The organism is Sphingobium terrigena (assembly GCF_003591655.1).
Classification (GTDB): Bacteria; Pseudomonadota; Alphaproteobacteria; order Sphingomonadales; family Sphingomonadaceae; genus Sphingobium; species Sphingobium terrigena.
The window spans coordinates 22375-48723 of record NZ_QVRA01000020.1; the positions used below are offsets into that span (position 1 = coordinate 22375).

The 26349-nt window shown below is 60.4% G+C and carries 26 protein-coding genes; 6 read left to right on the forward strand and 20 right to left on the reverse strand.

Annotated elements, in window-relative coordinates; genetic code table 11:
* Nucleotides 1-4: 4 nt before the first annotated feature.
* From traN to D0Z70_RS18030, 15 genes are all read right to left on the reverse strand, one after another.
* Nucleotides 5-1099, reverse strand: a complete 1095-nt coding sequence (gene traN, locus D0Z70_RS17955) for a conjugal transfer protein TraN (RefSeq protein WP_119748783.1) — start codon at nucleotides 1097-1099, stop codon at nucleotides 5-7.
* A complete protein-coding gene (locus tag D0Z70_RS17960; RefSeq protein WP_119748785.1) occupies nucleotides 1096-3027 on the reverse strand; it encodes a hypothetical protein in 1932 nt (643 codons plus the stop codon). The genes traN and D0Z70_RS17960 overlap by 4 nt, the downstream gene beginning before the upstream one ends.
* Before the next feature lie 316 nt (nucleotides 3028-3343).
* A complete protein-coding gene (locus D0Z70_RS17970; RefSeq protein WP_119748789.1) occupies nucleotides 3344-4357 on the reverse strand; it encodes a TraU family protein in 1014 nt (337 codons plus the stop codon).
* A complete protein-coding gene (locus tag D0Z70_RS17975) occupies nucleotides 4354-4938 on the reverse strand; it encodes a conjugal transfer protein TraW (RefSeq protein WP_182914021.1) in 585 nt (194 codons plus the stop codon). Before D0Z70_RS17975 ends, D0Z70_RS17970 begins: the two co-directional genes overlap by 4 nt.
* A gap of 64 nt (nucleotides 4939-5002) precedes the next feature.
* Entirely contained in the window at nucleotides 5003-5239 is a 237-nt protein-coding gene (locus tag D0Z70_RS17980; protein ID WP_119748893.1) for a hypothetical protein, read from the reverse strand.
* Nucleotides 5236-5625 carry a hypothetical protein gene (locus tag D0Z70_RS17985; protein ID WP_182914022.1) on the reverse strand — a complete coding sequence of 130 codons (390 nt, stop codon included), beginning with the start codon at nucleotides 5623-5625 and terminating at the stop codon, nucleotides 5236-5238. Before D0Z70_RS17985 ends, D0Z70_RS17980 begins: the two co-directional genes overlap by 4 nt.
* Complete coding sequence (locus D0Z70_RS17990) at nucleotides 5610-5939, reverse strand: hypothetical protein (protein WP_119748796.1); 330 nt, start codon at nucleotides 5937-5939, stop codon at nucleotides 5610-5612. Before D0Z70_RS17990 ends, D0Z70_RS17985 begins: the two co-directional genes overlap by 16 nt.
* Nucleotides 5936-8458: a TraC family protein gene (locus D0Z70_RS17995; RefSeq protein WP_119748798.1), complete on the reverse strand. Its 2523-nt coding sequence runs from the start codon at nucleotides 8456-8458 to the stop codon at nucleotides 5936-5938. Before D0Z70_RS17995 ends, D0Z70_RS17990 begins: the two co-directional genes overlap by 4 nt.
* Nucleotides 8455-9102 carry a type IV conjugative transfer system lipoprotein TraV gene (gene traV, locus D0Z70_RS18000; protein WP_119748800.1) on the reverse strand — a complete coding sequence of 216 codons (648 nt, stop codon included), beginning with the start codon at nucleotides 9100-9102 and terminating at the stop codon, nucleotides 8455-8457. Before traV ends, D0Z70_RS17995 begins: the two co-directional genes overlap by 4 nt.
* A 23-nt stretch (nucleotides 9103-9125) precedes the next feature.
* Nucleotides 9126-10460 (reverse strand): TraB/VirB10 family protein, encoded by a 1335-nt coding sequence (locus tag D0Z70_RS18005; protein WP_119748802.1) that lies wholly within the window; start codon nucleotides 10458-10460, stop codon nucleotides 9126-9128.
* On the reverse strand, nucleotides 10457-11203 hold the full coding sequence (locus tag D0Z70_RS18010; RefSeq protein ID WP_119748895.1) for a type-F conjugative transfer system secretin TraK: 747 nt from the start codon (nucleotides 11201-11203) through the stop codon (nucleotides 10457-10459). The genes D0Z70_RS18005 and D0Z70_RS18010 overlap by 4 nt, the downstream gene beginning before the upstream one ends.
* A 73-nt stretch (nucleotides 11204-11276) precedes the next feature.
* Nucleotides 11277-11912: a TraE/TraK family type IV conjugative transfer system protein gene (locus D0Z70_RS18015; RefSeq protein WP_119748804.1), complete on the reverse strand. Its 636-nt coding sequence runs from the start codon at nucleotides 11910-11912 to the stop codon at nucleotides 11277-11279.
* Between the two features lie 5 nt (nucleotides 11913-11917).
* On the reverse strand, nucleotides 11918-12184 hold the full coding sequence (locus D0Z70_RS18020) for a type IV conjugative transfer system protein TraL (RefSeq protein ID WP_119748806.1): 267 nt from the start codon (nucleotides 12182-12184) through the stop codon (nucleotides 11918-11920).
* A 131-nt stretch (nucleotides 12185-12315) separates the two neighbouring features.
* Nucleotides 12316-12630: a hypothetical protein gene (locus tag D0Z70_RS24985; protein WP_182914027.1), complete on the reverse strand. Its 315-nt coding sequence runs from the start codon at nucleotides 12628-12630 to the stop codon at nucleotides 12316-12318.
* A gap of 196 nt (nucleotides 12631-12826) precedes the next feature.
* Nucleotides 12827-13576, reverse strand: coding sequence for a DsbC family protein (locus D0Z70_RS18030; RefSeq protein ID WP_239019016.1), 750 nt, complete (start codon nucleotides 13574-13576; stop codon nucleotides 12827-12829).
* A 400-nt stretch (nucleotides 13577-13976) separates the two neighbouring features.
* Between D0Z70_RS18030 and D0Z70_RS18035 the strand changes: the two genes are divergently transcribed.
* The 6 genes from D0Z70_RS18035 to D0Z70_RS18060 all read left to right on the forward strand — a co-directional run bounded on the left by D0Z70_RS18035 (nucleotide 13977) and on the right by D0Z70_RS18060 (nucleotide 18374).
* Nucleotides 13977-14414 carry a hypothetical protein gene (locus tag D0Z70_RS18035; RefSeq protein WP_119748810.1) on the forward strand — a complete coding sequence of 146 codons (438 nt, stop codon included), beginning with the start codon at nucleotides 13977-13979 and terminating at the stop codon, nucleotides 14412-14414.
* A 152-nt stretch (nucleotides 14415-14566) separates the two neighbouring features.
* On the forward strand, nucleotides 14567-14977 hold the full coding sequence (locus D0Z70_RS18040; protein WP_147418790.1) for a helix-turn-helix domain-containing protein: 411 nt from the start codon (nucleotides 14567-14569) through the stop codon (nucleotides 14975-14977).
* Between the two features lie 18 nt (nucleotides 14978-14995).
* A complete protein-coding gene (locus D0Z70_RS18045; protein WP_119748814.1) occupies nucleotides 14996-15610 on the forward strand; it encodes a GntR family transcriptional regulator in 615 nt (204 codons plus the stop codon).
* Between the two features lie 174 nt (nucleotides 15611-15784).
* Complete coding sequence (locus D0Z70_RS18050; RefSeq protein WP_119748816.1) at nucleotides 15785-15916, forward strand: benenodin family lasso peptide; 132 nt, start codon at nucleotides 15785-15787, stop codon at nucleotides 15914-15916.
* Between the two features lie 53 nt (nucleotides 15917-15969).
* The gene (locus D0Z70_RS18055; protein WP_119748818.1) at nucleotides 15970-16620 is read left to right on the forward strand and encodes a lasso peptide biosynthesis B2 protein; all 651 of its coding nucleotides are present in this window, start codon (nucleotides 15970-15972) and stop codon (nucleotides 16618-16620) included.
* Nucleotides 16617-18374: an asparagine synthase-related protein gene (locus D0Z70_RS18060; RefSeq protein ID WP_119748820.1), complete on the forward strand. Its 1758-nt coding sequence runs from the start codon at nucleotides 16617-16619 to the stop codon at nucleotides 18372-18374. Before D0Z70_RS18055 ends, D0Z70_RS18060 begins: the two co-directional genes overlap by 4 nt.
* 7 nt (nucleotides 18375-18381) lie before the next feature.
* On the opposite strand, the gene D0Z70_RS18065 is transcribed toward D0Z70_RS18060, so the two are convergent.
* The 5 genes from D0Z70_RS18065 to D0Z70_RS18085 all read right to left on the reverse strand — a co-directional run bounded on the left by D0Z70_RS18065 (nucleotide 18382) and on the right by D0Z70_RS18085 (nucleotide 26318).
* Nucleotides 18382-20514, reverse strand: coding sequence for an Atxe2 family lasso peptide isopeptidase (locus D0Z70_RS18065; protein ID WP_119748822.1), 2133 nt, complete (start codon nucleotides 20512-20514; stop codon nucleotides 18382-18384).
* A gap of 6 nt (nucleotides 20515-20520) precedes the next feature.
* Nucleotides 20521-23097: a TonB-dependent receptor gene (locus D0Z70_RS18070; RefSeq protein WP_119748824.1), complete on the reverse strand. Its 2577-nt coding sequence runs from the start codon at nucleotides 23095-23097 to the stop codon at nucleotides 20521-20523.
* 71 nt (nucleotides 23098-23168) lie between these two features.
* On the reverse strand, nucleotides 23169-24275 hold the full coding sequence (locus tag D0Z70_RS18075) for a FecR family protein (RefSeq protein WP_119748826.1): 1107 nt from the start codon (nucleotides 24273-24275) through the stop codon (nucleotides 23169-23171).
* Entirely contained in the window at nucleotides 24272-24838 is a 567-nt protein-coding gene (locus tag D0Z70_RS18080) for an RNA polymerase sigma factor (protein WP_239019009.1), read from the reverse strand. Before D0Z70_RS18080 ends, D0Z70_RS18075 begins: the two co-directional genes overlap by 4 nt.
* 325 nt (nucleotides 24839-25163) lie before the next feature.
* Nucleotides 25164-26318, reverse strand: a complete 1155-nt coding sequence (locus D0Z70_RS18085; protein WP_239019010.1) for a Fic family protein — start codon at nucleotides 26316-26318, stop codon at nucleotides 25164-25166.
* Nucleotides 26319-26349 lie beyond the last annotated feature (31 nt).

A 26349-nucleotide genomic window follows, 5' to 3' on the forward strand; every position in this document is an offset into this window, starting at 1 on the left:
GCGACTAGTTGTGGATCGTCTGCATATAGGCATCGATCTTGTCCTTCATGTCGATCTGGATTTCGGATTGGGCGCGTGCCTCGATTTCCGCATAATATTCCGACAGGTCCATTCGCGAGAAATCGAGCGCCTGAAACTCTTGCGGAGTGAAGCCCCGGCAATAGGGCTGCTTGGGAGTACCCCAGCCGATCGCGCTGAAAGCCTTCAATTGCGGCCGGCCTTGTTCCTGGATGATCCGGCCGAGCTTGGTATTGAAGCAGCAATGGCCGCGGGCTTTCTGGACGCAGATGCCGAGGATTTTCGAAGAACAATAGCTTCCGACCTCATGGCACATGCCCGAGCCGCGCAGCATGCCCACTTCCATGTCCTGTTGGTCGCAGCCCTGGAGCAGCACCTCGATCATGAAATTGACGGCCAGACTGATCGCGATCGATGTGGGATCGATGCCGACGATGATCGCGTTGGCCCCGGCACTTGCTGCCTGGCTCGCCGTCGCGCCCGCCTTGAAGGCGGTGTAGGCCGCTTTCATGCCGGTGAACACGCCCTTGGCAACGGCGATCTTGGTGCCGATCGACGAGATCGAACCACCCATGCCGTCCTTCACGATCTTGCCCTTATCCTTGCAGCAGTTCGAGAAGCTGGTCTTGAGCCCCGCCGGGCGGCATCGCGCGGCGCGTCCCGAGAAAATCTCAATCGTTCCAAGACAATTGCCGTCGGCATCGACACCGCCATCCGCCTCGACACCCGGATCGTCGACGACCGGGTCATCGACGACGGGATTGACGCTGGTGTCGATGCAGGCATTGGCCGAGCAGGTCGGCGCGCCGCCGCTTGCCGGCACCGCGCAGGCAAATTGATCACCGAGCGGGCAATGCATCGCCCCGGCCAAATCCGCCTCGCAGCGCGTTTCGCCGATCGGGCACATCCATCCGCCCGAACCGGTCAGATGGCAGCTCGCTGTCTCGCCGTCATCGGCCGCGTCGCCATTGCCGTTCAGATCGACCGCGCACAGCTGCTGCGCCAGCCCAGTTGCCGGCCATAGCGACAGGCTGGCACCGACAAACAGGAGCGTCGAAAGAAGGGCGCGCGCCGGCGTCATCGCACGGCACCCGTGCAGACCATATCCGCGCCGCCCAGGCGCACGGTCTGCATCATCACCACCGCTTCGGGAAAATCATCGATGCAGCCGCAGCCCTGCACCAGCTCATCGCCCTCGCCTGCGGGGCAGACATTGCTGTCCTGGCAGGCGTGATAGAAAAAGTCCCAACCGGTCGGGTTCGTCTGCTTCGAGCCGGTCACACCGTCGGGCGCAGCGGCGCTATTGGCCTGAGCCTTGCGCGTCTTGCAGATGGGCTCGCAAGCATTAACGCTGCCACGATCCGGAAGCGAGAAGTCGCGGGTTGTCAGGCTATAGCCGCCATCGGCCGTCCGCACCCGGTCGGCCAGCAGCGTCTCGGTCGAACGATCGATGATATAGGCGCCGCGCGACAGATCGGGCTGGGGAACTGCACCTTGATCGACCGTGCAGGCATAATTGCGCTGGCGCGCGAAGAAATCCCGGCTGACCTGCATCGCGCAGGCACCCGTGCCCATCTGGCGGGTCTGGGGCAGGGGGCTGAGCCCGGTCTTGACGCCATTGCGGACGGTGGTGACGCCGTCCACATCCTCATCGTTGAGCCGGCATGTCGCATTCGACGCATAACCCGAGCACGTGTCGACAAGCTGCTCGGACGTCTTGCAGCCGGGCTCCACCTGCGCCTCGATCGCGGCATAGGCCTCGCCGCCATCGGCAACCGCGACACGCAGCCATATGTCATGATCGCCCTTCGTCAGCCTGCCCGTGATATCGAGATTGGGATAGGCATAGAAGGCGCCCTTCTCCTCGCATTTCCCTGGCGGCAGCCCCATGCCGGTCCAGCCCTGCGGTCCTGACCCCACCAGTTCGCCGTCGATCCGGATCTGTGCCCAGTCATCGGCCCCGAAGCGGGTCAGGAGAACCTGCTGCAGCCTGTCGGGCTCCTTGACGCGCAGCGTCATGTGGAAATCGAAGATGGTGCAGGATCCGCCGGAAAGACTGTTGTCAGCCGGCGACCCCATGAGGAAGACGCGCCGCCCAGGCACCGAGTCATCGGTCGCATAGCCGCCCGAGACCCGATCGATGATCTTTTCGGGCGTTATCTCCTCGAGCGTGATCCGACGGGTCACGGTGCAGCTCCGATTGATCTGCGACCGGCCGGTTCCTGTGGATGAAGCCGACAGCGCCTGAAACACGCTGCTCGCCTCTGCCGCTTTGAAGGCATCGTCGGCGATGGCGTTCGGATTGGCCTTGTAGGCGGTGGCGCCGATCTGCGGCTGCGCCGCGCAGGATGTGGTCTGCGCGCCGATATAGCGGATGACGGGGCCATCGATGGACGCCTGGGCGATGCCGATACGCGGATCGCTCGTGGTGAGAGCGCCGACCACGCCGCCGCCCAAATCTTTCAGCACCGAGGCCATATTGCCCCAGGCAAGATTGCTGCCGCAGCTGTTGTTGACGCAGTAACAGCCGGCAAGGTCCGTCAGCTCGACCTCGCTGAGCTTGAGCGATCCCGACGCGGCAGTATCCCAGCGGAAGAAGCGGCAGGCGTCCCACGTACCCGGCGTACAGGAGATGATCCCGTTGGCGCAGATACCCGAGACGGGAACAGGTACCATCATCGCTTCATCGAAGCTGCCGTCGAGATCGCGGTCGCGCGAAATGCTGAGCGTTCCGATATCTCCGCTCTCATTGGGCTGCGCGAGCAGTTCGAGCAATGTCGCGCTTTTCTGGCAGGCGAGGTTGGGCGTGAAGGTCTTTGAGGAATCGATCGTGCTAATCGCCTCTCCGGCGAGGCCCGGCGTCACATAGTTGCCGAGGATTGCATCGCTGTCCGCACTCTTCGCCCGCGCGGACGCGGCCGCGGCACGGGCGCGATCCTCCGCCGTCTGGGCGTGAAGCGATACGGGCAGGCTGAGCGCCGTCATCAAGAGCAGGGCGCACTTCCTCATGGCCGGATCTCGCTCGGTATGACCCGCCTGGAGCCGCGCCGCAGCCGAAACAGGAGCGTGGATGGAACCGGGCCGGGCAGTTCCGCCCGAAACACTGCCTGCCCTTCGAAAACGGCCAGCGTGGCCACGACGACATGCGGCGAGGAGGGGGGGACCGCATCATCGTTTGTCGTGGCCACGCCGACCGTCCGGCCGGCACCGCGGGGGCTATGCGGCGCCGGTCTAGCCGCGCAAGGAACGCCTGGCTCCATGGGGTGACGGGAAGGCCATCGGCTAATCCCAGGCGCACGGGCGCGGATCTGGCGAGGCAGACGGCTCATGGCGTCGAGACTCCGGCACAGCAGATCGTCTTCTCGAACAACATGAACTGGGCATTGTCCTTGCCCGGCGCATGCTTGGCCGACGTCCAGAGCGCGCCAGGGCGACCGACATTGACGCAACTGCCGCCCTTGACCGGCTCCATCAGCTGGAACTTGTAGCGGCTCTTGGTCCAGACCGGCTGGGGAATGAACGAGCAGCCATCGGCCGAACTGACGGTGAGGGCGCCAAGCCGTCCCATCATGAAAACCCCGCGCGCGGCGAGCCCCGCCCAGGCTTCGACACTGTCCCCGAAATGGATATCGCCCGCTACCGGATAGGTGGCGCCCCAGGAGCCCATGCACCAGAAGAGCGGATCGACGACCTTGCCGGCGGCCGCGGCGGCGCTGTCGGCCATGCAGGCAAGGCCAGCGGCGGGATTGCCGAACAGGATCGCCTCGGGCTGGATGATCGCACCCAGAGTCGCCGATTGCCAGGTCGGCAGCACTTCGGTGATCAGCGCTACATCGAAGCCATTGTCCTCGATGCACGGCAGGTCGGTGAACATGTCGAGCATCTTCCAGACCGGCGCGATATAATAGTGCATCTGCGCGAACATCTTGCGGCTATTGGTGCCGTCCGAGATGCTGGTCTGGCTGCCCTGGAGCCTACCGCCGGTCGGCATGATGTCGGCGCCAAGCGCCATCATGCAGCCCGGTTCGGTCACGACATCGACCATCCGACCCGGCGACCAGAAGCTGACCTTGACACCGAACCAGAAGGTCACGCCCTTGCGGCAGGCACACAGCGGCTTGGAGGCGGACTGGGCATCGAGCGCCTTGCCGAGCGGATCGCTTGGACCCACCTTCACGCCGCCGATGGTAATCGGGAAAATACAGTTCCAGCGCACTTTGGTGATGGGATTGAACACCGTGCCCGCCTCGCATTTGGAGGCATGGGCGGGAACCGCGACCGCCAGGGCGGCAAAACCGCAACCCAGCGCGAGCAATCTGCGAAGCGACACCATTTTCATCTCGCTGCCCTCCGGTCGGTTTTGCGCCTGTCGACCTCGGTGAGCACCAGCTTCTGCCCGGTTTGCGCGACGATTGCCGGCGCGACCTTCAGGCCAAGCCGCACCTTGACGCGTTCCTCGAGCAGGAAGAGCGCCCTGCCGTGACGCTCGCCGAGCGTGATCGCATCGGCATCACCGGGGCTGCCGGCCGCAAGCAGGATGAAATCTGCCGGCCTCGCGGTGCGCAGCGCCCAGGCCAGATCGCGCGGATGGACCACGATGAGCCGCTGCGGGAGCGACACATAGGCCAGGGGATTGAAGCTGTAGCCCCTGGCGTAGAGCAGCTTGCCGTCCGGGAGCCGAATGTCCTGTTCGAGGGTATAGAGAGGCACGACCGTCCGGTTCCGGTCGGCCTGGGCGATCCCGAGCGTTGCCGCCTTCATCGCCGACCAGTTCTCGCGCGGCCCGAAGGCACTCTTCATGTCTGGGACATGGGCGGCCCGGCCTTCGATCTCGCTCAGAGCGTCGGGCTCGGCGATCGGCCAGGTACGCCCGATCTTGCTGGTCGCCGCCATTGCCGTCGAAGGCGTCAGCACACCCATAGTCGTCGCGACCGCAGCGAGCAGTGGCAGGAGAGGACAGCGGCCGAAATGCCGATGTAACGACCTAGCGACCATGGCGCCGTCTCCCCCAGGGATGAGCATTCTCGCGATCCTCGCCGATCGCGGCGCTGATGACGGCCGCCATCGCGACGATCGCCGTGACCGCCACGAGGATGCGGAACAGGGTCGGCACGGCCGGGAGCTGCCAGGCGATGAAGGACTGCACCAGGAACAGGCCCTGGCTGCCGATCATGAGGCGGATCGGTCCCGGCGCCGGCGTCGAGGAGAAGACGCCGTTCATGACCGCCTCCACCACCTGTTGAGGTCACGAAACTTTCGGCCAATGGCGTCCCACGGAATGAGGATCAGGCCCGTAGAGGCCGCGCCCATTCCGGCGCTGATGCCAACGATGACGGCGCCCGGGAGCGGGGCATGCAGGCTCCATGCGGTCATGAAGGCGCACAGAGACGATAGGACCATGCTGCCCGTCACCAGCAGCGTGTAGCTGACCCGGGCAAAACGACGTTCCGCTTTGATCACCGTGACGATCGCATAGGCGACCGCCTCGATGCCCAGCGCCTCGCTGTTCACGCTCCGCGCATAGGCGAGAAGCACATTGAGATCGGCGCCAATGCCCGGGACCGGGTCGACATCCTCGTCTTGATGCGGGTTCATTTGCGCCTCCATTTCGCCCAGCGCGAGAGAAGCATCCCGCATGCACCCGACAGGCCGATCAGCAGCATCCCGCTCGCAAAGCAGGCCGCCGCCACGATGAGTCCGGTGCGGACCGTCTTGAGCACAGGCTGGTCGAGCGCGATCCCGGCCGCGATGACGAGACCGCCCATCATGCAGGTCTCGATCGCCACCAGCCGCAGTCGCCACTGGAAGGCGGCGGCTTCGGCGCGCTTCGCCACACGCGCCTCGATCAGCGCCTCGATCGCCGGGTCCTTTTCCCAGTCGAGCGCCAACTGGTCGGGATGGGGAAGGGCCTTGTGTGTCATGCGACCCTCCAGCCTTCAGGGCCGGCGCCACCCAGCACCTCGACCGGATCGACGCCGGCCAGTTCGCACACCGCTTCCAGCGGATTGCGGCCCGCCCGCACCAACGCCTCGAAGGCGGCGACCTCATTGGGCGCCGAGGTGTTGATCCAGTAGCTAAACGGATCGACGACAAGCCGCGCGATGCCGAGCCCGAGCGGGCTGTCGATGAACACCTCGCTATAATGGGGCTTGGCGTTACGGACCGATTTCAGCAGGTCGAGTACGAAACCCGAATAGTCGAGAATCTTGTTGTCGACCGCCTTGTCATAGGTTGAGCCCTGCAGCAGGAATTTGGTCGCGGCATTTTCCAGGATCACCTGGCCCGTGCCGCCGAAGAGCATGAGATCGTTCATGCTCTGGAGGACGATGCCGAAACTGCCCTGATATTTGCGCGCGCGCCGATACCCCTGGCCGAAAGCCTCGGCGAGGCGCGAAAGATCCTGCCCGTCGCTGCGCGTCATGAACTGCGCGGCCTCGTCGCACAGGACGAAGCGGGGCTTGTCGCGGGCCGAGAGATAGAGTTCCTGGGTGACGGCGTTCACCACCACCATCACGATCACGTTGAAAAGGTCCGGAAGAGCCTTCAGCCGTTCGAGTTCCAGCACCACGAACTCGTCGCGGGAAATATCGAAGGTCGAGGGGCCGTTGAAGAAATGGCCATAAGCGCCTTGCGACCCGAAATCGCGCAGGTTGAACGCGAGTTCGCGCGCGACCGGCACGAGATGATCGACCCGGTCGAGATCGGAAGCGGTATTGTCGGGATAGCGGCCGAGCCAGTCCCGCACCGCATCGATCCCGTCCACGCCCCGTCCGCTGTCGACCGTCCATTGCACGGCGGATTTGAGGAGGTTCCATTCCGACGTGGTGACGGGCTTGCGCGTCGAGGCATTGGCCATCTCCGCGACGATCGCGACCGCCATGGCAATCGCCGACTGTTTGTCTTCGCCGTCGAGCGCCAGCCCCATGTCGAACGGGTTGAGAACGAGGCGCTCCTCGCCGATGTCGATATAGCGCCCGGAACAGAGCGTGCAGAGCTTGCGGTAGGAACCGCCGATATCGATGATCCGGATGAGCGCGCCTTGCGCATAATATTGTTGGCAGAGGTTATTGAGCAGGAAGCTCTTGCCCGCGCCTGACTCCGCCGAGACGATGAAATTATAATTGTTGATGCGCGGATCGAAGAGATCGAGCGTGATCAGCTGACCCTTGCGTCCGACATAAAGCAGGGCAGGACGGCCACCGCCGCGGAAATCGGTCTGCACCGGTGCCATCAAGGTCGCGGCCTTGACCGGCATGCGGAAGTCGCGTTCCAACAGCTTCAATGTGCGTTTTTCCGGATAGAGGCCGAAGGGCAGACTGGCGGCGAGCAGCACGGGCAGCAGATAGCTCTCCTCCTGTACCATGAAGGGCAGGGGTTCGGATTCCCACAGCCGCTTGGCGCGGGCCGCCATTTCGCGCGCTTGCGCGCTGTCGCGGCCGAACACCCACATCGTTGGGATCACCGAAACGAACCGGCTGTTTGACGCTTCATCGAGAATCCAGCCGATCTCCTCGATCTGCTTGCCGACCTCGACCGCGAAGCTGCCGGCCGCCTTTTGCGCGGAAAGGATCTGCGCGCGCTTGTGAATCTCGAACTGCGAATGGTCAAAGAGGACCGAGAGGCAATAGAGGAATGGCCCGCCGATCTGGTCGCTATCCTCGGCGCTCCCGCGCATGCCACCCATGAGGCGATTGGCGCGCTCGGCGGTGATCCGCCGTGCCGGCGCCTTGGGGGTGAGGCAACGCGCGACCTGATTGCCGAGAAAGACCTCAGGCCCCTCGAAGCAGAGGTCTGGGCCGGCCTCGATAATCTGCCGCGCAATCGAAGGCGCGGGCATGCCACCGATGCTTTCGCTGAGGAAGACCCCTGGGGCCGGTGCGAACACACCGTTGAAGATCCGCCGATAGAAACTGACCAGTTCGTCCGGCGGCAAGCGCCGGATACCCATCTTCGCAAGTTGCTCCTCGACTTGCCGACGCAGGTCAGCGCCGAGACTGTTCCGCGTCTTGATAGAGAGAAATAGCCGGAAATCGCGTACCGGGATCGAATGCAGCGCATCGAGCCCCCTGGTTCCGCTGCGCAGATAATCGGCTGTGCGCCGGGCCGAGGCCTGGACCAGCGGGTCCGGCCGCACCTTGAGGTCGAGATAGGCGTCGAGCGCCGCATCGATCAGCGGATCGGCGAAGGTGAGGAGTTGAAGGACCGTGCCTTCGGGAAAATGGATGTTGAGAAGGCCGAGAAGGGCCTGCTGGACATGCGCGAACATATAGGCGGACGGGACAAGCTCCCAGGCCTGGCCCCAGCCATCGTCGATGCACAGGAAGGCTTCCTCCTCTTCGACCCAGGCGACCATCGGCAGGAAATCCGAATAGGCGTCGCGCGTCACGGCTGCACGCAGGCGCTGGTAGCTGAGATTCTTGTGGACGGGCCGCGCGGTCATGGCCGGCTCTCCGGCTCGACGGCCAGCGGAGTGGCTTCCCCGGTCGGCGCGGCCACGGCGTCTGGCGCGTGCTCGCGTGTCGTGCGCAGCACCGGCGGCGCCGGCGTCCTGCCACCCGGTTCGACGAGATAATCGCCCACGACCCAGGCCGGCCGGTCGATGATCGAATAGACATAGCGCGCCATGTAGAGGCGGTCTGGCCGCTGCTTGTCGGCATAGGGGAGGATCAATGTACGGATCGTGCGCGAGGGGCGCAGCATCGGTGAGCCAGGTCCCTCGATCAGCGTGCCGACATTGCGCGGGCTGGATGCCGTCGTAGGAGCTGGCGGCGCTCCGGCTCTGCTATCGCGCCTGCCCGTCGTCTGCGCGCGCCCCTTCGCTTCCGGGCCAAGCAGCTTGCGATCGTTGGTGACGGCGGGATCGGATTTAGAGGCGCGGCCCGCGACCGCATCGGCATAGGCCTGGTCCGGATGGATGCACTGGCCGTGATCGCTGTTCTTGCAGGAGAATTTCTCGCTGTAGGGCGACATGACCGATCCCACAGTAGCACAGCCCGAAAGTCCGAACAGGGGCAGCGAGAACAGCGATAGCGCGCGCGTTGCGCGCCAGCAGATATTGATATGGGAGTGAAGCTGGCGTGGCATGGTACCTCCTGTCGCTGGGCGCATCAGAACTTGGCTCCCGCGCCGGGTTTGATTTCGAGCGTGGCGCCCTCCTGGATCACCACGACCACATCCTTGGCCGCGCCCACCTCGACGATGGGACCAGCCTGGCGAGCGAGATCGAGATAGAAGTCGGTGAGCTTGTCGGAGGATTTGGAGAGGCCGCCGGCGATGCCGGTCTTGGCCGCGTCGCCCGCGTCGAGCGTGCGAACTGTCCCCAGTGCTGAAGTCGAGGTGTTGCCGAAGGTGCTTTCGACCGATTGCGAGATACCGCTGATGGTGCCGGCGATGAACGCGCGCGCCAATGTCGCACCAGCCCGCGTCACCACCTTGCCAGACAGGCCTTTCTTGCCGTCGGTATCGACGAAGAAGCCCTTCACCGGCTGATCGACGATCGAATGTTCGTCGAAATCGACGCAGGAGAGGGACACGAGTTGGACCTCGACCCGTTCCTTGGCGAGACTCCCGGTGGCGTTGCCGACGACGAAGCATCCGGCAAGATTGGCCTTCACCTCATTGGGCAAGACGGCGGGCGCCTGCACCCGCGCGATGATGGGTTCGGGATTACTGGTCGCGTCCCGGCTCGCCAGCGCGTCGATCCCGGTCAGGAGCCGCGCTTTCATGAAACCAGGCGGTAAATAGATCGTCCGATTCTTTTTTTTGGACGCGGCGGAATTGTCGGCCGCGCCCTGGGCTACGACCTGACCGGTCGCTGTCCCGATCGCGCCGACCGTTTTTTCCACCGGCGGAGCGGGCGGAGCAGGCGGCGCAACCGGACCGGTAGGCGGCGCAGGAAGCTTGTCGGCATCCGCGCTGATGTCGCCGGTTTCCGGGGGATAGGGAAGGGCGGGCACGCTGTCCGGCAGGGCAGGCGGGAGATCGCCATCGATACCGCCCGGCGCTCTGCCGCTGGGCGTGCGTGACCCTGGAACGACCTTGCCTTCCTCGATCGCGCTGACCCTGTCGCCCAGAAGCTGCTGGCCATCGAGGACCTTCTTGAGGTCGCCCCGCAGCTTCACCTCGAGACTGTCGCCGCGCAGCCCTGCGCCCATGTTGAGCGATGCGGCGGGATCGACGGGCTTGATCTCCTCCTCTCTGTCCGACGCGACATAGAGACCGATCCCCAGTGCACCGACTGCCACGCCGACCAGAAGCTGGCGCGCGCGCAGCTTTTGCTTCGCCGACATCTTGCCCCACAGCGCCTTCCAGTCGAGCAAGGCCGTGGCGGGACGGCGCATGGCTGCCTCTTCGTTGCGTGCATTTTGCGCGGCAAGATGCGCCTGATAGGGCGACAGGCTTTCGGGGCCCTCCGCCTGATCTTTGTCCATGTCGCCGTTCATTGCCCGGCTCCCCTGCGTACGACGACCAGTCGGGCCGTTTCACCGGCTTCGAGGCGGACCCGGTCCAGGGTGACCGAGAAGATACGCTCCCCAAGCGCCGGATCGACGAACTGGCGCTCGTCCAGCGTCACCGCGGCCGTGGATCGCACATGATATTGGGAAGCTGAAAGCCCGGCACCCTCGACGGCGATACGGCGTTGTTCGGTGATCGACAGGTCTGGCGCCGCCGCAATGCTGAGCGAGCCGGCCGATGGCGCGACCTCGCTGAACGAGGCGGGGATGCGATCGTCCAGCAGCGCCATGGTGATGGAAACGGCGCGGTCCTCATCGGCCAGCGCAGCCATCAACTCGCTATTGGTCTGGGCGCGTTGCCGGGCGCCGGGCACAAGCACTACCGTCTGGGCCGGGATCTCGGCTGGCTCGGCATAAAGCGGATAGGTGGCGCCGTTGCAGTGCACGAAGAATTCGGAAGGTTGCGTCACATAAGTGCGCGTCACCTGGCCAGCATCGTCGATCTCCCGGGCGAGGAACTTGATCCAGGCGTCCGGGCCGCCTTTCTCCACCGCAAGACCCTTCTCGGCGGAAAATTTGATGTCCTCGATTTCGCCGCCCTCGCACACGACATGATTGATGTCGCGGTTGGACAGGCGAATATGACTGGTCTGGTCGGGAAGCGCGTGGATCGTCTGCGCCGCCGCCGGCACTGCCAGAAAGAGCAGGGGAAGCATCAGGGCGCCGCACATCGGCGCGCGGCAGAATTTTCCGGTTGTCGTGATTTCCGAGCCAGCAGGCGCTGCCGCCTGCTTCGAAATCACTTCAGTGGGTTTCGGCATCGAACTGCTCCTCGGATAGACGCGTCAGCCAGAAGCGGCCATTTTCGATGCCGTAGCCGATGCGTAAAATGCCCCGGAATTTGCGGATCACGCCGCCGATGACGCGCACCTTCTCGATTGGCACGACGATCTCATGGGCGGTCCACTGCACCGGCTGGTCGCCCCGGATGTAGGTGGCGATCGACAGCGTCGGGTTGTTCGCCAGTTCGTCGAGGATGACGTTCAGGCTGTCGCGCATTGCGCCATAAGCGGACGGATGCGCGAGCCCGAGAAGCTCCTGGAACTGGCGGTCAGCGGAATAGGCGGACCATGTGCCCGACAGCGCGACGATGTTGCGCGTCATCGAGACGATATAGGCCTCGGACGGTTTGTTCCCCGAGACATGAAGATCGCCGGTCGCGCCGAACGGCACGATGATGGTGCGGGTATTCTGGTTCGTCGTGTAGATCACCACGCCCAGGACTGCGGTAACACCGAACATGCCGGCGATCGCGACCTTGAGCAGCCGGTTCTCCTCGAAAAGGTTCGCAGAGCCCTGCAGATAGCGATGGATGCCGTAGCTTGCTGGCCTACCCAGCAACGGGTCATCGCCCGGTTCTTTGCGCTTGAAGATGCCCATGGCGCTTACTCGAAGAACCGGGTCTGCGTGGGACCCGGATAGTGTGGGAAGGACACAAGACCCCAGCGCCAGGCGAGATGAGGCAGATAGCCCCTAGGCTTGGTCCGCTTCCACGGAATGAAAAGGAGAAGGGCTGCGATGAGCGCCCAGCCGACAAATCCGCCTACGATCGCAGCCACGAAGATGCTCGAGGTCGCGAGCAGGAACTCGTCCGATCCGAACCACAGGATCTGGACCGGCCGATGCAGATATTGCGGAAGGCGTTCGTCCATCTGCCCTTCTCCTCCTGCTTCATGACACCTGTGAAGGTGCCGGTTTCCGGGAGCCGAAAATTCGGCTCCCAGCACGTTGCCCTCGCGGGTGCGCCTGGCCGATCAGGCCGATTGCATCTGCGTGGTGCGTCTCAGACGACCATTCCGAAAGTCTGGAGAATGGAATCCGCCTTGATCAGGCAGACGGCCGCGACGATGGTCGGGATGCCGATCATGATGTTCGAGAAGAGGCGCGAAACGCCGAACAGGAAGGCGGCGACGCCGCCCACGAAGCCCATCGGACCCTTCACGCCCTGGTTCACGACGATATCGTAGATATCGTAGCCCAGGTCGCCCTGGGCGGGCGCCGAGAAGGCATGGGCGGGACCGCCCACCAGGGCCATGGCGCCTAAAGGGAGGCCGAGATTGGCCACCGCCAGGGCCTTGTTACCGAGTGTACGCATCATGGCATTGCTCCAAAGAGGAGCCGTCCGATGAAAGCCTGCCGGCATCGAAAGAGGATCGGTGTCGGCCGGGGCGTCGGTGGACGGCTCCATGAGCCCGCCGCCGCCGGCATCCTGGTTCATCCGTCGGGCCCGGTTCAGGCCGGGACGGATGCCATCCGGAAAGAAATCAGACATGGTCGCACCAGCGCGCTCGAGGTCAGCGCGGCGCATCGGACGTTGCCTTTGCCGATGCGGGTTTTGCATGCCGGTCGAGGAACGCCTCAAGTTCGGCCTGTTGGAAGCCTGAGATAAGCTTGCCGTCGGCGATGAGCGTCGGTGTTCCCGAAATGCCGACCTTGGCCACCAGTTCGGCGTCCTCCGCCACCTTGTCATGTCCCGCGGCGCATTGACGCAGCACGGGCGCGGTCTGACCGGAGTAGGCAGCGTTGAACGCCTCCTCGCGATCAGGTGAGCACAGGATATGTTCGGCCTTGGCCGCCGCAGTCGGGTGGATACCGCTCACGAAAAAGATGAGCCGTCTCACCGGCTTCCCCTCCGCCGCCTTGGCACTCCAGAAGCGATCGAGCGCCTGGCAATAGGGGCAATCGGGGTCGGTGAACTCGATGATAGTGGGGGCATCTACCGGGCCGATCGCCAGCGCTTTGGCAGGATCGATCGCCTTCTGGCGCCGCATCGCACCCTGCTCCTGCGCCAGCGCAGTTAGATTGATGCCATTGCGGTCATAGACCGTCGCGAACAGCATATGTTCACTCTGTGGCGCATAATAGACGATCTTTCCGCCCGCCATAGCCTGATAGATCGGCCCTTTCACCGGCGCGGGCCCAAAATCCTCGAACTGCAGGTTCGTGAAGGTCTGCTGCAGTTTCACCTGGGCTTCGGCGACAGCCTCGTGCAGCGAGGTCGAGCCGTGCGTGCTTCGGGCAGGCTCGTGCCTTTCAGGCGACATGCCTTGCGCTGCCGCACCATGGAGGGGCATAATGCTCGTCAAGAGAGCGACGAGCATCGCCGTGCGACTGGAAAGCTTTCTGGTCATAACCGCAATTCTCCCTGGGTGGAGACGAGGCGGGCGCAGGCTGCCGATCACTCGGAAATTCGCGCCCTTGCTGCCATCTCGACACGGTCTTGAGTGGCGAGAAATCCCTTCTCCGCACAAGGGGGGAGGAATCTCACTTCCGGTTTGAGGCACTTCAGTTCCGGTTATCGGAAATGCACTTCCGCAAACCGGAAGTATATTTCCGCTTTCACCTTCTGTTCCTTGTCTCGGGATCGCTCACTTCGCGCAGAGTCGATAACCTCGCAGGCATATCGACCGCGAAAGAATCACTGCCTGCGTCGGGAGAACGACTATGGGGAGTCAGCAGTCCAGGGCGTACAAGCTTCAACTATCCGACGAGGGCATCCATCTGTTCCTGCAGTGCCATTGCCGGCTATGTCATCTCGCCGGAGATTTTCTGCCTTATGGAACGACATTGTTCGTTGCCGTCGATCTTCTCCATCGATGTGCGGCGGACGATCTGATCGCGGAATTGGTCGACCCGAAGCTGGACCGTCTTGGCGGGCGCAAAGTTCGACATGTCGGTACGTCCAACACCCTCTCACGCCTCGTCGGCGACATTGTCGAAGCCGCAGGTAGATCGGAGGCCATCCATCCTTTGCCGCAGGTCTGGAAACTCTATCTATCCGCCCTGGTCCACATGCAGGAGGCCGAAGACATCAAGGTCATTCAGTCTTTCCGCGAAATGCCCCTCAAAACCGGACGTTCTGCCCGTCGTTCTCCACAATAATCGCGAACGCTGGACAATTTCGAGGGGCTGCCAGAAATTGGTCTCGCATGCGCAATGATCGGTGTCTTGACGATCGGTTTTATTTACAACAAATTGCCGCGCATAAGGCGATGTGACTTGGACTTTTGAGCCGCTGCCAGGGAGACCTGCAGATGACGCTTCAAAGTCCCCAAGCGATCGGTGGTGATATATTCTCATCGATCAAGGAGCTTTCCGGAAAGCTCGTCGAACGGTGGCGGCGCAGAGACCGAATTTCTCAGCGCAGCCTCGCAAAATCTGTCGGCCGCACTGAACGCTGGATCCGCGAGCTCGAGGGCGGGGCCGGTACGGCCTCGCTTGAGGACCATATCCGCTGCGCGCATGCGCTGCGGATGACGGCGTCTCACCTGTTTATTTTCCTCCTCGCAGTGGAGCACAAAATGGCGATACCTAACGAACTTCTTCTCCAGGATGACCTGTGGGATCTGGAACGCGACATTCTTGACGTCGTGAGCCGCCATCAGGCAGCGGCTGTCGCACGGCTCGCTTCAAGGGGCGGCGCTGCTACCATCCGGCCAGCTTGATGAACGGCGAAGTCCGGCATGTCACCCGAACCCGTCCTGGCCGAAAGGGCATATCTGCTCCTTAAGGCCGATATCATGGCCGGGCGGTTTGCGTCGGGCCACATTCTCAACGAAAGAGCGCTGGCCGCCGAATATGGCGTATCCGTGTCGCCACTCAGGGACGCGGCGCAGCGCCTGGTTGGCGAGCATATGCTAGAGATTGCTTCTGGCGGTGGCTATCGTTTGCCGACGATGACAACCGATGCCCTGCGCGATCTCTACCGCTGGCATGGTCACCTGGTACGCCTGATACTCAAGGCAAACCGTCTGGCCATTGACTTCGACGCAAAATCTTATGCCGGGACGGAACTCGATGGGCAGGCGATAGCGACAGCGGCGACGAACCTGTTTCAGGCGATCGCGCAGGCTTCCGACGATCATGAACATGGAAGGGCGCTTAGTTCTGCGACGGAACGACTCCACGTCGCCCGCCTCGTGGAGGTTCGGGTATTGCCCAACCTGGTGGAGGAACTGCGAGCGGTCGGGATCGCGACCGTTTCCGGTCGAGGTCCCGACCGTTTTGAAGCTCTTTGGGCCTATCATCGGCGACGAATTCGTCGCGTGGGCAGGATATGGGAAGCGATCTCTTCATAACCGCGTCAAATCAAATCAGATGGTTACATAGTACCCTCGGCGCAAAAATGGCTTGCTGGAGGACCAGTACCGGTTAGTTGCGCACGTGCGACCTTATAAGATCGCTGATCAGGCGTCTCCTGATTTACCCTCTGGGGGCTGCAACTTCGCAGCAAGTCCAAGAAGGAGGTAAGTATGGAACGCGACTACCATTCGGACACCGACCTGATCGATCTCGGCCCGGCGATCGAGCAGACCAAGGGCAACAACGGCGTGAGCATTGACCAAGCGCAGCAGAAGCTGCAGTCCGGTCTCTCCGACGACTGAGCAACTATGGCGCGCAAGCGGTGCTTGCGCGCCAAACAATTAGAGAATTGCTCATGGCGTATATTCTTCGATCGGGTGTTTCCTACGCCTGGGTCGGTTCAGTCCCAGTGATCCTGGATCTGGATCATAATCGTTATTTCAAGCTGTCACCTCGTGGGAGCGCTGCTCTTTTGCGGTTGGAACAGGGGCAGATGGCTATACCGGGCGATGCCGAAATATTGCTCGAATCCGGTCTTGTTTGTGAAAGAGAATGCGCTTCCACCATAGCGCCCACGGAAAATATGCCGGTTATCACTGCATCCTATTTTGATGAGCAAAGGCGGCCTTCCTTGAGGCATGTCATGGTTGCCGTCGTCGACCAGCTATGGTCTTTTGCCGTAATACGCCGGGCGGGGTTGGCTGTGGCAGTCGCAAAGTTGCAACGACGGATTCAACGAAGTCGTGGGCAAGAATGCCCCGGTAATATTAGCAGCTTGGTGGGAGCCTATCGGCTCATCGATCTGCTTCTCTCGGCCGAAAACCGTTGTCTGGTGCGGTCATTCGCACTTGCCAGATCCCTGACCAGATATGGTGTGCCATTCAGTCTCGTAATCGGCGTCCGTACGGGCCCATTCGGCGCGCATTGCTGGGTTCAAAAGGGCGAAAGCAGCGTTAGCGACCATCGCGACAAGGCGCGTGAATATGTGCCGGTGTTGATCCTGTGAAGCGCGCCCGCTATCTGGCCTTGTCGGGCCCGGGCAATTTTTGCCATGTGCGAGCGGCTGAACTGACAGCTTCCACCGGATTGAGTCCGGCGGTAATCCACCCAAATTTCCTGCTTTTTTCCGATCAGCCGGTGGCAATTGTTACCCGGCCCCCGAGAACGGCTGTCCTGCTGGGGTGGCTCTATCGCCGAGATGGCACAAATAGGCCAGTCGATCTCCTCGATCCTGTAGATGCCCATGACGTATTTACCAAGGATGGAGCCGCTCTCCTCGAAAAATATTGGGGCTCATATGTTGCGATCTTTTATGATGAGGATCGTGACGAAGCCACTGTATTCCGTGATCCTTCGGGCGGGATGCCATGTTATTATATGAAATCATCGGGCATGACGACATTCGGTTCCGATATGGCGCTGTTTCACCAAGCAGGTCTTCTCGAATATGTCACAGACGACGAACAGTTGGGCCACCATCTGTATTTCACAAATCTGAGAACGAGTCGGACATGCATTGCTGAGTTGAATGAAATTCCGGCTGGATTTCAGTTGAGTATTCAGCAAGGGAAGAGCAGGCTGGCGCAAAGGTGGCAGCCTTGGGCCTATGCAGGTCGACAGGCATATTATGACGATCCGGGAGAGGCGATATCAGATCTGCGAGCGACGCTTTTCTCCGCTATAGGAGCATGGGCCTCACGGTTTCAGAATCTGGTTGTCGGACTATCTGGCGGGCTCGACTCATCGATTGTAGCGGCTGTCGCTGTTCACGCAGGAGCGAAGGTCACAGGCCTGACGCTCGTAACTGATGAGAGTGCCGGCGATGAGCGTTACTACGCTCGTGAGATCGCAAATTTCCTCGATATTCCTCTTGAGGAGATGTTTTTTAACACCGATGATACCGATCTCGAAATGAGCCATGCCGCTCATTTGCCTCGGCCGTTGGCGAGGTCCTTTGCCCAGTCAGGAGATCAGGCCTATTGTGCCGTCGCCAGCGCGGTAGGTGCCGAAGCGTTTTTCAATGGATCAGGTGGCGACAACGTCTTTTGTTTTCAGCAATCGGTTCTCCCGATAGCCGATCGTCTTCTCTTTGAAGGAGTTGGGCGAGGGGCATTGATGACCGCCGCAGAAATCGCTGACATGGCAGAAACCAGCATCATACGCTGTGTAGCCTTAGCGTCACGCCGCGCGTGGTTGCGCAATCCGCAATATCGCTGGAAACCAAAGGCAGATTTACTGAATCGGGATTTTGTAAACCGGTCGGGTGTGCAATTTGCGCATCCGTGGCTGGATGTACCGGTCGGTGAATTGCCGGGCAAGGCAGCGCATATTGCCTATCTCATCCAGATACAAAACCATCTTGAGGGCTTCAGGAGGGAAACTGTACTGCCAATGATCAATCCCCTCATGTCGCAGCCCATCATCGAGACGTGTCTTCGCATTCCTTCCTGGTTCTTTTGCATGGAAGGCGAAAACAGATCAATTGTCCGAAAGGCGTTCAAATCCCGCCTACCTGACTCGATCCTCCACCGGAGAACGAAAGGTGGCCCTGACGGTTTCCTGCAACGACTGGTTGAACGCAATCGGAGCAAAATCAGAGATATGCTTCTCGGGGGACATCTCGCAGCGGTCAATCTCATCGATCGCTCATCGGTTGAGGCAGCGATCGAGTTGGAAGGAGACGGGAATAATCACATGCATTTCCGAATCCTCGAACTGGTCGATGTTGAAGCATGGGTCGCGGCTGTGAAGGCGCAATGAAGATTTTCTATGGCACTTTGTCTTTCCGCGACGCCAGGGAGTTCCATCGTTCATAGGGCGAACTCTTCTGGATTGTGACGTCTTCTTCCCGTTCCAGCCAGAATTTGAACCAGTCAATGTTCCTGGCATAGATGGCTAAACGATGCGCGGGGCCGTTTTTGATATGATTTTCATTTGGGAAAACATATAGTTCCGTTGGCCGATTATAAGCCTTCAGAATCCCGTAGCTCTCCATCGCCATCAGATATTCGTTGTCTGAGACCTGCATGAGGATTGGTAGATTGATTTTGGCGATGTTGCGTTCAATGGACGTATTCAACCAGAATTCTGTCTGATCTTCGTTCAAGGGTGGGTAGCCCATAGCGACAAGCTGCTTTGCCCAGGCCGACCCACCGTAAATTTGTGTCGATTTAGGTTCCTGGAACCCTGTCGAGATGGACGCCGCCGCGAACAGACCAGGGGAATTCACCAATGCAAATTGCACCGTCGATACGCCATCGCTCAGGCCGGTAATGCCTATACGTTTCGTGTCGATGTTCCCCCGAGAGGCAACCAACTCAACCCCCTTTACCAAGGCAGACTGGACGCTGCGTCGGTCATTCCAGTTGCGCTGGTTCAACGCTTGGGCTTCCAGCGCAGTGTGTACCGAGCCATCCTTCATCGTCGTGTAGTAGTCGGCCGGCCGTTGTAGGCTGAGAACGGCAAAGCCCTGCTCGGCGAACGGGAAAATCGGATACTCGTCGCCCACACCGCCGCGCAGGAAGCCCCTGGTGAGATACTGCACGACGATCAGCGGAATTTTACTGTTGCGAGGGCGATTGCGGGGCAGAACAAGGTCGCCAAAGGATTCTATACCGACATCATTGGTCCAGTGCAGTCGTTCGACGATTCCTTTCCTCAACTTATGGAAGGATGGATTGGGATCGAACAGCGTCGTCAAGGCACCAGTATCTGTGTTGATCTGAACGATCCGCCTCGGCTGGCTGGACGCTTCGTGAAGGCAAATAAGCGTGGGGGATGCCAACTGGCAGCCGGTTATGAGATCATGCGTTTTCAGTATGATGTCTGGGGCAGATCGCGTGTCCCAACTGTAGAGTTGCAACTCGCTGTTTCCCCAGCCGGCCCGCCGAAGAAAGAGGAGCCTCTGTCCATTCCTGGTCCACCACATGTTGAGGATGCCGCCCGCACAGACTGGATCATCGCATCGGCGCCTTTGCCCATCGCCATATTGCAACCAAAGGTCGATGGGTGACGTGAGACTTGCTGGTTCCCGGTGCACGAGTTGGGCTGTGACGTTTCCACCTTCCACCACGGACTGGATGAGGCCATTTGATGGGCGATCAGGCGCAGCGTCCGTATGTGTGGCAAGCTCTTCGCTATGCGCAGGGCGAATGTCGGCGCCACTGGCCGTAGAAGAATGAAATTCGATCGGAATGGGCGCTCGAATGGATGGGCGCGCCTCTCGATTGGGTATGAAGCTGTCATCATAGAGAAAACCTTCTCTGCCTCGCCGGTCGATCTCAGCTTCAAGCCGCGCAGCGTCAGGCTCATTCCCAAATAGCAGCCTCCCACCCGGCGTCCATGCAACCTGGCGAACCGCCGTTTTGGACGTCGTTGTAAATAGAGCAGTTGCTTTCTCGACCGATATGACACGGGCTTGAGGGATGCCCTCAATCGATACCAAATAGGCGAGATAGCGGCCATCTGGTGACCAGTGCGGACCGTTGATGATCGGCGAGCCATTGATCATCCGGAAGCCGCGAATGGTCGGCGCGCCGATAATCAGCCCGTTGCTCATGTCGACAATCTGGGCTGGGGCATGGCTTTGGGCATCGATTGTTACGAGCGCCTGGCAATAGTCATTCAACACGGGATCCGCCCGGCTGATGACAAAGGCAAGATGCTTGCCATCGGGCGAGAGCGCCAACGGGCTTTCGGGCAGATCGGTGCCGAAGTTCGGTCCAATATCACGCAGACCGATCAAATCGGTCGTCGTGACACCGCGCCTATCAACATGCCCGTTTGCGCCATCATCAAGAAGGTTTCGGCAAACCTGCGAAGTTTCAGGGGTGGCTGCCTCTGCTTGAGAAGCAGCCGCGATTACGCCGGCGCACGCCGCCAGCAGGGCAACAGATCTCATGTCCGTTCACCAGGACTTCGAAATCGAAAAGCTGATGTAGCGACCCCAGGGCGAGTAATTGGCCGAATCGTAAGGCGTCTGGCTGACCGAGGTTGTCGAAATGAGGGCGGGCTTGTCGTTGAAGACATTCTGTGCGGACAGCGAGATATCCATCCCTCGGAAAATCGGCGATTCACTGTCTATCTTCAGCCGGGTGGTCAGATCGAATGTGGTCATCGAACCGACGTCATATGTCACCGTCGCGCGTCGATCTTTCACTCCACCGACATAATTCACGACGGGGGTAAGCCTGAAAGGCCCATTCTCCCACGTGAAGCCAGCGACGCCTCGAAGATGAGGAGGGAAGAAAAGGCTGCCGGCCAGTTCGGTTTCCGGCTGCAAGGCGCTGAGGCGTTGTCGGCTTTCGATATAGCTTCCATTCGCCCAAAAGGAGATTTCTCCCATCTGGTCGAATTCAATCCGATGACTTAGGCTCACATCAACGCCACTGATACGCTGTCGCGCCGCGTTGGCATACTGGCTGTAAATGATCGCCCCCACCTTCGAGAGGTCCCAAGGGCCGCTCGAATTGTTGAAGAACAAGGCTCCGCCGAGTGCCGCATTGATCTCGTCGGTGGTTGGATTGATGCTCACGAGGTCAGCATAAATCGGATTGCTGAGCGCCTGGGTGATATATGTGACTGGTGTCACGATCCGATCGCGATAACGGATCGAATAATATGTCACCTCAATCTTTGAATTCGGCGAGAATGCGGGTTGAAAAATTGCGGAGGCGGTCCAATTCTTGGATCGTTCCGGTTTTAAGTCTGGATTGCCACCGCCGCTATACAGACCAACCGTTCCAGTGGGATATGCCGATCCTCCAAATATCTCGATATCATAAATGTCGGCGGCTTGAACGCTGTGGAGTTGATACAGCGTGGGTGCCTTGAAGGATTTGCCCCACGAAAATTTGAGTGTCATGCCGTAGCCAGTGGCGAGCACGGCGCCGAACTTGGGCGTCGCCACATCTCCTATCCCCGGATAATCCTCATAGCGAACCGCGCCACTGAGAATGAGTGATTGGACAAACGCGCCGCCGTCTTCCGATCGGACAATAGGGGCATTGATCTCCAGGAACCCGTAGCGATTGTCCTGGCTTGCTTCAATGCTTTGCCCATTGTCGACAAGCCGATTATAGGAGTGCAGATAGTTCTTTCGATAGCCGCCGCCGACCGCCGCCTTGACCGGGCCTGCGCCGAAGTCGAACAATGTGCCCCTCGCAATGCCTTCCAAGCTAAAAGCCTTATTGCAGTAGCAGAGTTCTGTACTCGAAAGAATGCCGTCCCAATAGTTATCGGATTTTGCCAAAGTGCGATCTTCAGCGTAAACGCCTGAGAACGTGATCTTCCAGTCCGGATTCGCTTCAAATTCGATAGTGGGCGCGACACTGATCGTTCTGGTGTTTGTCGTCCGGCGCAGTCCTTGAACTTGGTAATCGCCCGCATCCGAGGATGCGAAAGCCCGATCGGTTTTCCGCTCGCCATACAGGCCATCGACGCTGAACGTCAGGCCAGGCACGATGTCCTGATGTCCGCTCAGCAATAAATTGTGGCGGTCAAAGCCCGGATAAAGGGTGAGGCCCGGCGAACGGGTTGCGGCATAATCGCGTTGACTTGCCAGAATGGGCGTCGAGTGGGCATAATCATAGGCGAGGATGAAGCCGCCGGAATTCCATGTCGTGCCGCCCGTAACACTATAATTCTGCTGTACGTTTCCGCCATCGGTGGGGGCGCCCCAATAGGCGCGCGTTGTCAGGCCGCTATAGTCATTTCGCAAAATGATGTTCGCCACACCGGCGATGGCATCAGAGCCGTACAAGGCGGATGCTCCATCTGTTACGATCTCCATTCTCTCTACGGTAGCGAGAGGAATGGCCGAAATGTCGATCGACTGAACGGCAGTGTTGAAGGCGAGGCGGTGGCCGTTGAGCAGCGTGATGGTTGCATCGGAACCCAAGCCCCGAAGATTGATCGAACTGGCCCCGCCAAGGTTGCTGCCAACGCTCTCAGGGACATTTTGCCCGATACCCGGATTTTGCCCCGCGCCTGAAGCTACCGGTAAAGATCGGACAACCTCTGCAAGGCTATTGTAGCCGTTGTCCAGCATCCGTTCACGATTCACGACCTGCATGGGTGAAGGAGAAGAAGCACCGGCGATCAGCGAGCCGGTAACAATGATCTCCTCTCCCGTCATGCCTTGACCTGCTTTTTGATTGACGTTTGAAAATCGCTGCCGAATTAGGATGGTCCCATCGCGTTCCACTGCGATCAGACGGGTGCCCCTGAGTATCGTTTCGACCGCTTCAAGCGCGGTGTAGGTTCCGCTGAGAGGCGGAGCTTGCCGTCCCCTGACCGCCTCCGGGGAAAAAATGATCTCGCGGCCGCTCGAACGACCGATTGTGCGTAGCGCGCCGTCAAGGTCCTGCCGTTCGAGGTTCCATTCCAGCCTTTGTCCTGGTGCAGCCAGCAAGGGTGTCGGCATCCCTATTAGCGCAAGCGCGAACACCGAACCGAACGCCCAACGTCCAAACTCTTTCATCATTGCCCCCAACTTTAATCCGGTCTCGCTCGAGACCAGTTCGCTTGGGGACAGTGACGAGCATAGAGTGCCAATTATGAGGGCGGACGACAATTTCCTTTCGGAGGGGTAGGGCAGCGACGGGCAAGGGAAATGGCGTTGGGCCCGCTAATGACCGCTAGCCCCAACACGTCTCCCAGATTGCGCGCCAGGCGGGGGCTGTCGTTTATCCGAAAATTTCCCGAGACCCGAGCATCGTCTATATCGGGGGTTTCGCCGACCAAGGGGATGTCGGCATAGCGGTTGGCCTCCGCGAACAAATCTCCCAAGCGAACATTCCTATATTCCTTCAGTCCATCTGGCCATTCCCTGTCATCGGTCTCTGCCTTGACGATCTTGGGGGTAAGGGGGGTCGGAGCATTCGGCAATTCGACCTGCTGGCCGGGGGCAAGTCGAACCGCCGGTTGGGCACGCCCCGCTCCGGAGACGTCTGTCGCGACGTCGACGGCGCCTTTTACCAGTCGCACGACAACGCGGTTATCCGGCAGGAGATTGATGTCGAAAATTGTACCGAGCGCTGTCACTGTTCCGCGTCCAGCATGAACCGTAAAGGGACGTCCCTCATGAGCGACGGTGAATCGCGCCCGGCCGCGCAACAAGCGTAGATTTCGTTGCTGGAGGTCGAAATCCACCAAAACGAGGCTGTTGGTGTCGAGCGCGACGACAGAGCCGTCTTCGAGCCGAAACGACCGGATTTCACCGATTGCTGTGGTAAGTTTCTGGCCCGACCGATCAGATGCCCCAGGCGGCGAGTCCATGGCTAGCGATGGGTGCTTCACGTCCTCGCGCGGCGAACCTGCAGCCAAGTGTGCTACAAGGGCAACGGCACCGAGCATCGCCACAATAAGCACCGCACGCTTCTTTGCTGTTCGTCGTGGCTCGTTCTGACGGATATCGTCGCTGGGGTCTTTGTCAGAAACGAGGGCGTCGTCCTCTGGCTGATACTTCAGACGCTTTCCGATGCTGTAGGCTTCGGCAATCCGGTTATAGGCGGTACGATGAAGCGCGCCTCGTGCTAGCCATGCTTCGAATTCCTTGCGTCTAACGCCTGCTTGCTCCGGGTTGCGCATGATGGCGAACCAGTCGGCCGCTTCTTCCCTGAGTTGTCCATGCCGACGCGGCGGATCGGTGTCTTCCATCATTCCTGTTCCAGGGCTGCGTCGATATGGGCAAGCGCCCGGGCGACATGATATTGCACAGTCGGGATGGAAATTCCCATGCTTTCAGCGATCTCCCGGTAGGTCAGCTCTTCCACCCGGTGAGCCAGGAATATCTCTCGCGTCCGTTGAGGTAGCTCGTCAAGGGCGCGCCTGTAAATCCGCATCACGTCTTCGGCCTCGATGCGTGCGGCCTGATCCGGCGCGACGGCCACTTCGAAGTCTTCGCCGATCGGCACATGAAACGCGAGGAGCCGGGTCTCCAGGCGCTTGTACCGATCCAGAAGAAGGTTTCGGGCGATACGCTGGAGATATGCTGCCGGCCGTGGGAGACTTGTCTTGGCCATGCAACCGACCAGGCGGACGAAGGATTCCTGTACGAGATCGCCGGCGTCATCCCGGGAGCGCAGGCGGCGCTGGAAATATCGTTGTAGCCGCGGCGCTTCGATTTCGTAGATCTGTCGCACGTCGGCGATCTCTGAACTTGCATTTTCCTGAGCGACATCGTCTCTCAGGCCTTCTGGCGGATTGAAATTTTCAGACGACATGAAATCACGGTTCCTCACGACGTGGCAGCGCCGTCCTCGCTAGTGCAAGGAAGAAGCGATGTGAGGTGAGCCGAGTTGTCGTCTAACGAAGCAACCGGCGCTCGACCCGTATGTCGAGCTTCGAGATACCTGACAGGACAATCCTGCGGGCGGCTGCCAGATCCCAGCCCGCGTGGGTACTATGCCGCGAAAGCAGGACTCGATCAAGCCTCCGGTATCTTTGCCTGATCAGTACATATCCATCTCTTGCATGAATGGGCGGCACGAAGCTGGAGAATGTCTCGCGCGTTGAGGCGACACACCTAGTCGCTTGAGGCCAAGACATTCATCTCGCATCGCAGACCGGCTCCGACACGAGTGAGTAACTGGTGCTGCGCCCGCCGGCGGGATCTTTCTCAAGGATTCCGCGCAGGAGCAAATCGTTGATGTCACGCAGCGCCGTGTCTGACGATGCTTTGGTGATCGCCGCCCATTTGGCATTGGTTAGCTTGCCTTCAAAGCCGTCCAGCAGTCGGTTGATGACCTTGCGCTGGCGTTCGTTCAGCGATTGCCCCCGAACCGCTTCCCAAAACCGTGCTTTATGCATCACGCCAGCGAGAATCGTTTCAGCCCCATCGAAAGCGCGGTCGAGGCAGCCCATGAACCACAACAGCCACGGTGTGATGTCCAAGCTGCCCTTCTGCGTCGATTCCAGCATATCGTAATAGGCTTTGCGTTCGATGCGGATTTGCGCGGACATGCTGTAGAAACGCTGCGCTGTTCCTTCCGCACGTGCCAATGCAAGATCAGCTATGGCGCGAGCGATGCGCCCATTTCCGTCATCAAAGGGGTGTATGGTGACAAACCACAGATGCGCAATTCCAGCTTTTAGCACCGGATCAAGCGTCGCCGACTCGAACCAGTCGAGAAAGCGCGTCATTTCCGTGTCGAGCCGCGCTGATATAGGGGCTTCATAATGGACGCGCTCGCGGACGATAGGACCCGAGACCACCTGCATTACTCCACCCTCGGCAGTGCGCCATGATCCCACGGTGATGCGGCTCATACCGCTGCGCCCCGCTGGGAACAGCGCCGCGTGCCAATTGAACAGCCGTTCCGCAGTCAGCGACTGCGTATAGTTTTGGGTAGCGTCGAGCATCATTTCCACGACGCCTTCGACGCTTCGATCGGTCTCGACCAAGCCGCCAATGTCCATGCCCAGACGGCGGGCGATGGATGAACGCACCTGCTTCCTGTCCAGTATCTCACCCTCGATCTCGCTGGATTTAAGCACATCTTCGGTCAAGGTTTGTAACACAGCTTCCGCGCGTAGCGGGAAGCCGAGTGCTTCCATGTGGCCGATCAGCCGTCCCTGGCGATGCCGCACGGCAGCGAGTGGCTGGGCAAGCGTCTCAGCGCTCCAGCGCAAATCCGGCCAGCCTGGCAGTTCGTGGATGTATGCCATAATCACCGCGTCTTTTGCGGTGATTATATGAGGCATTCACTGCAAAGGGCAAGGATATTCGCCGCAT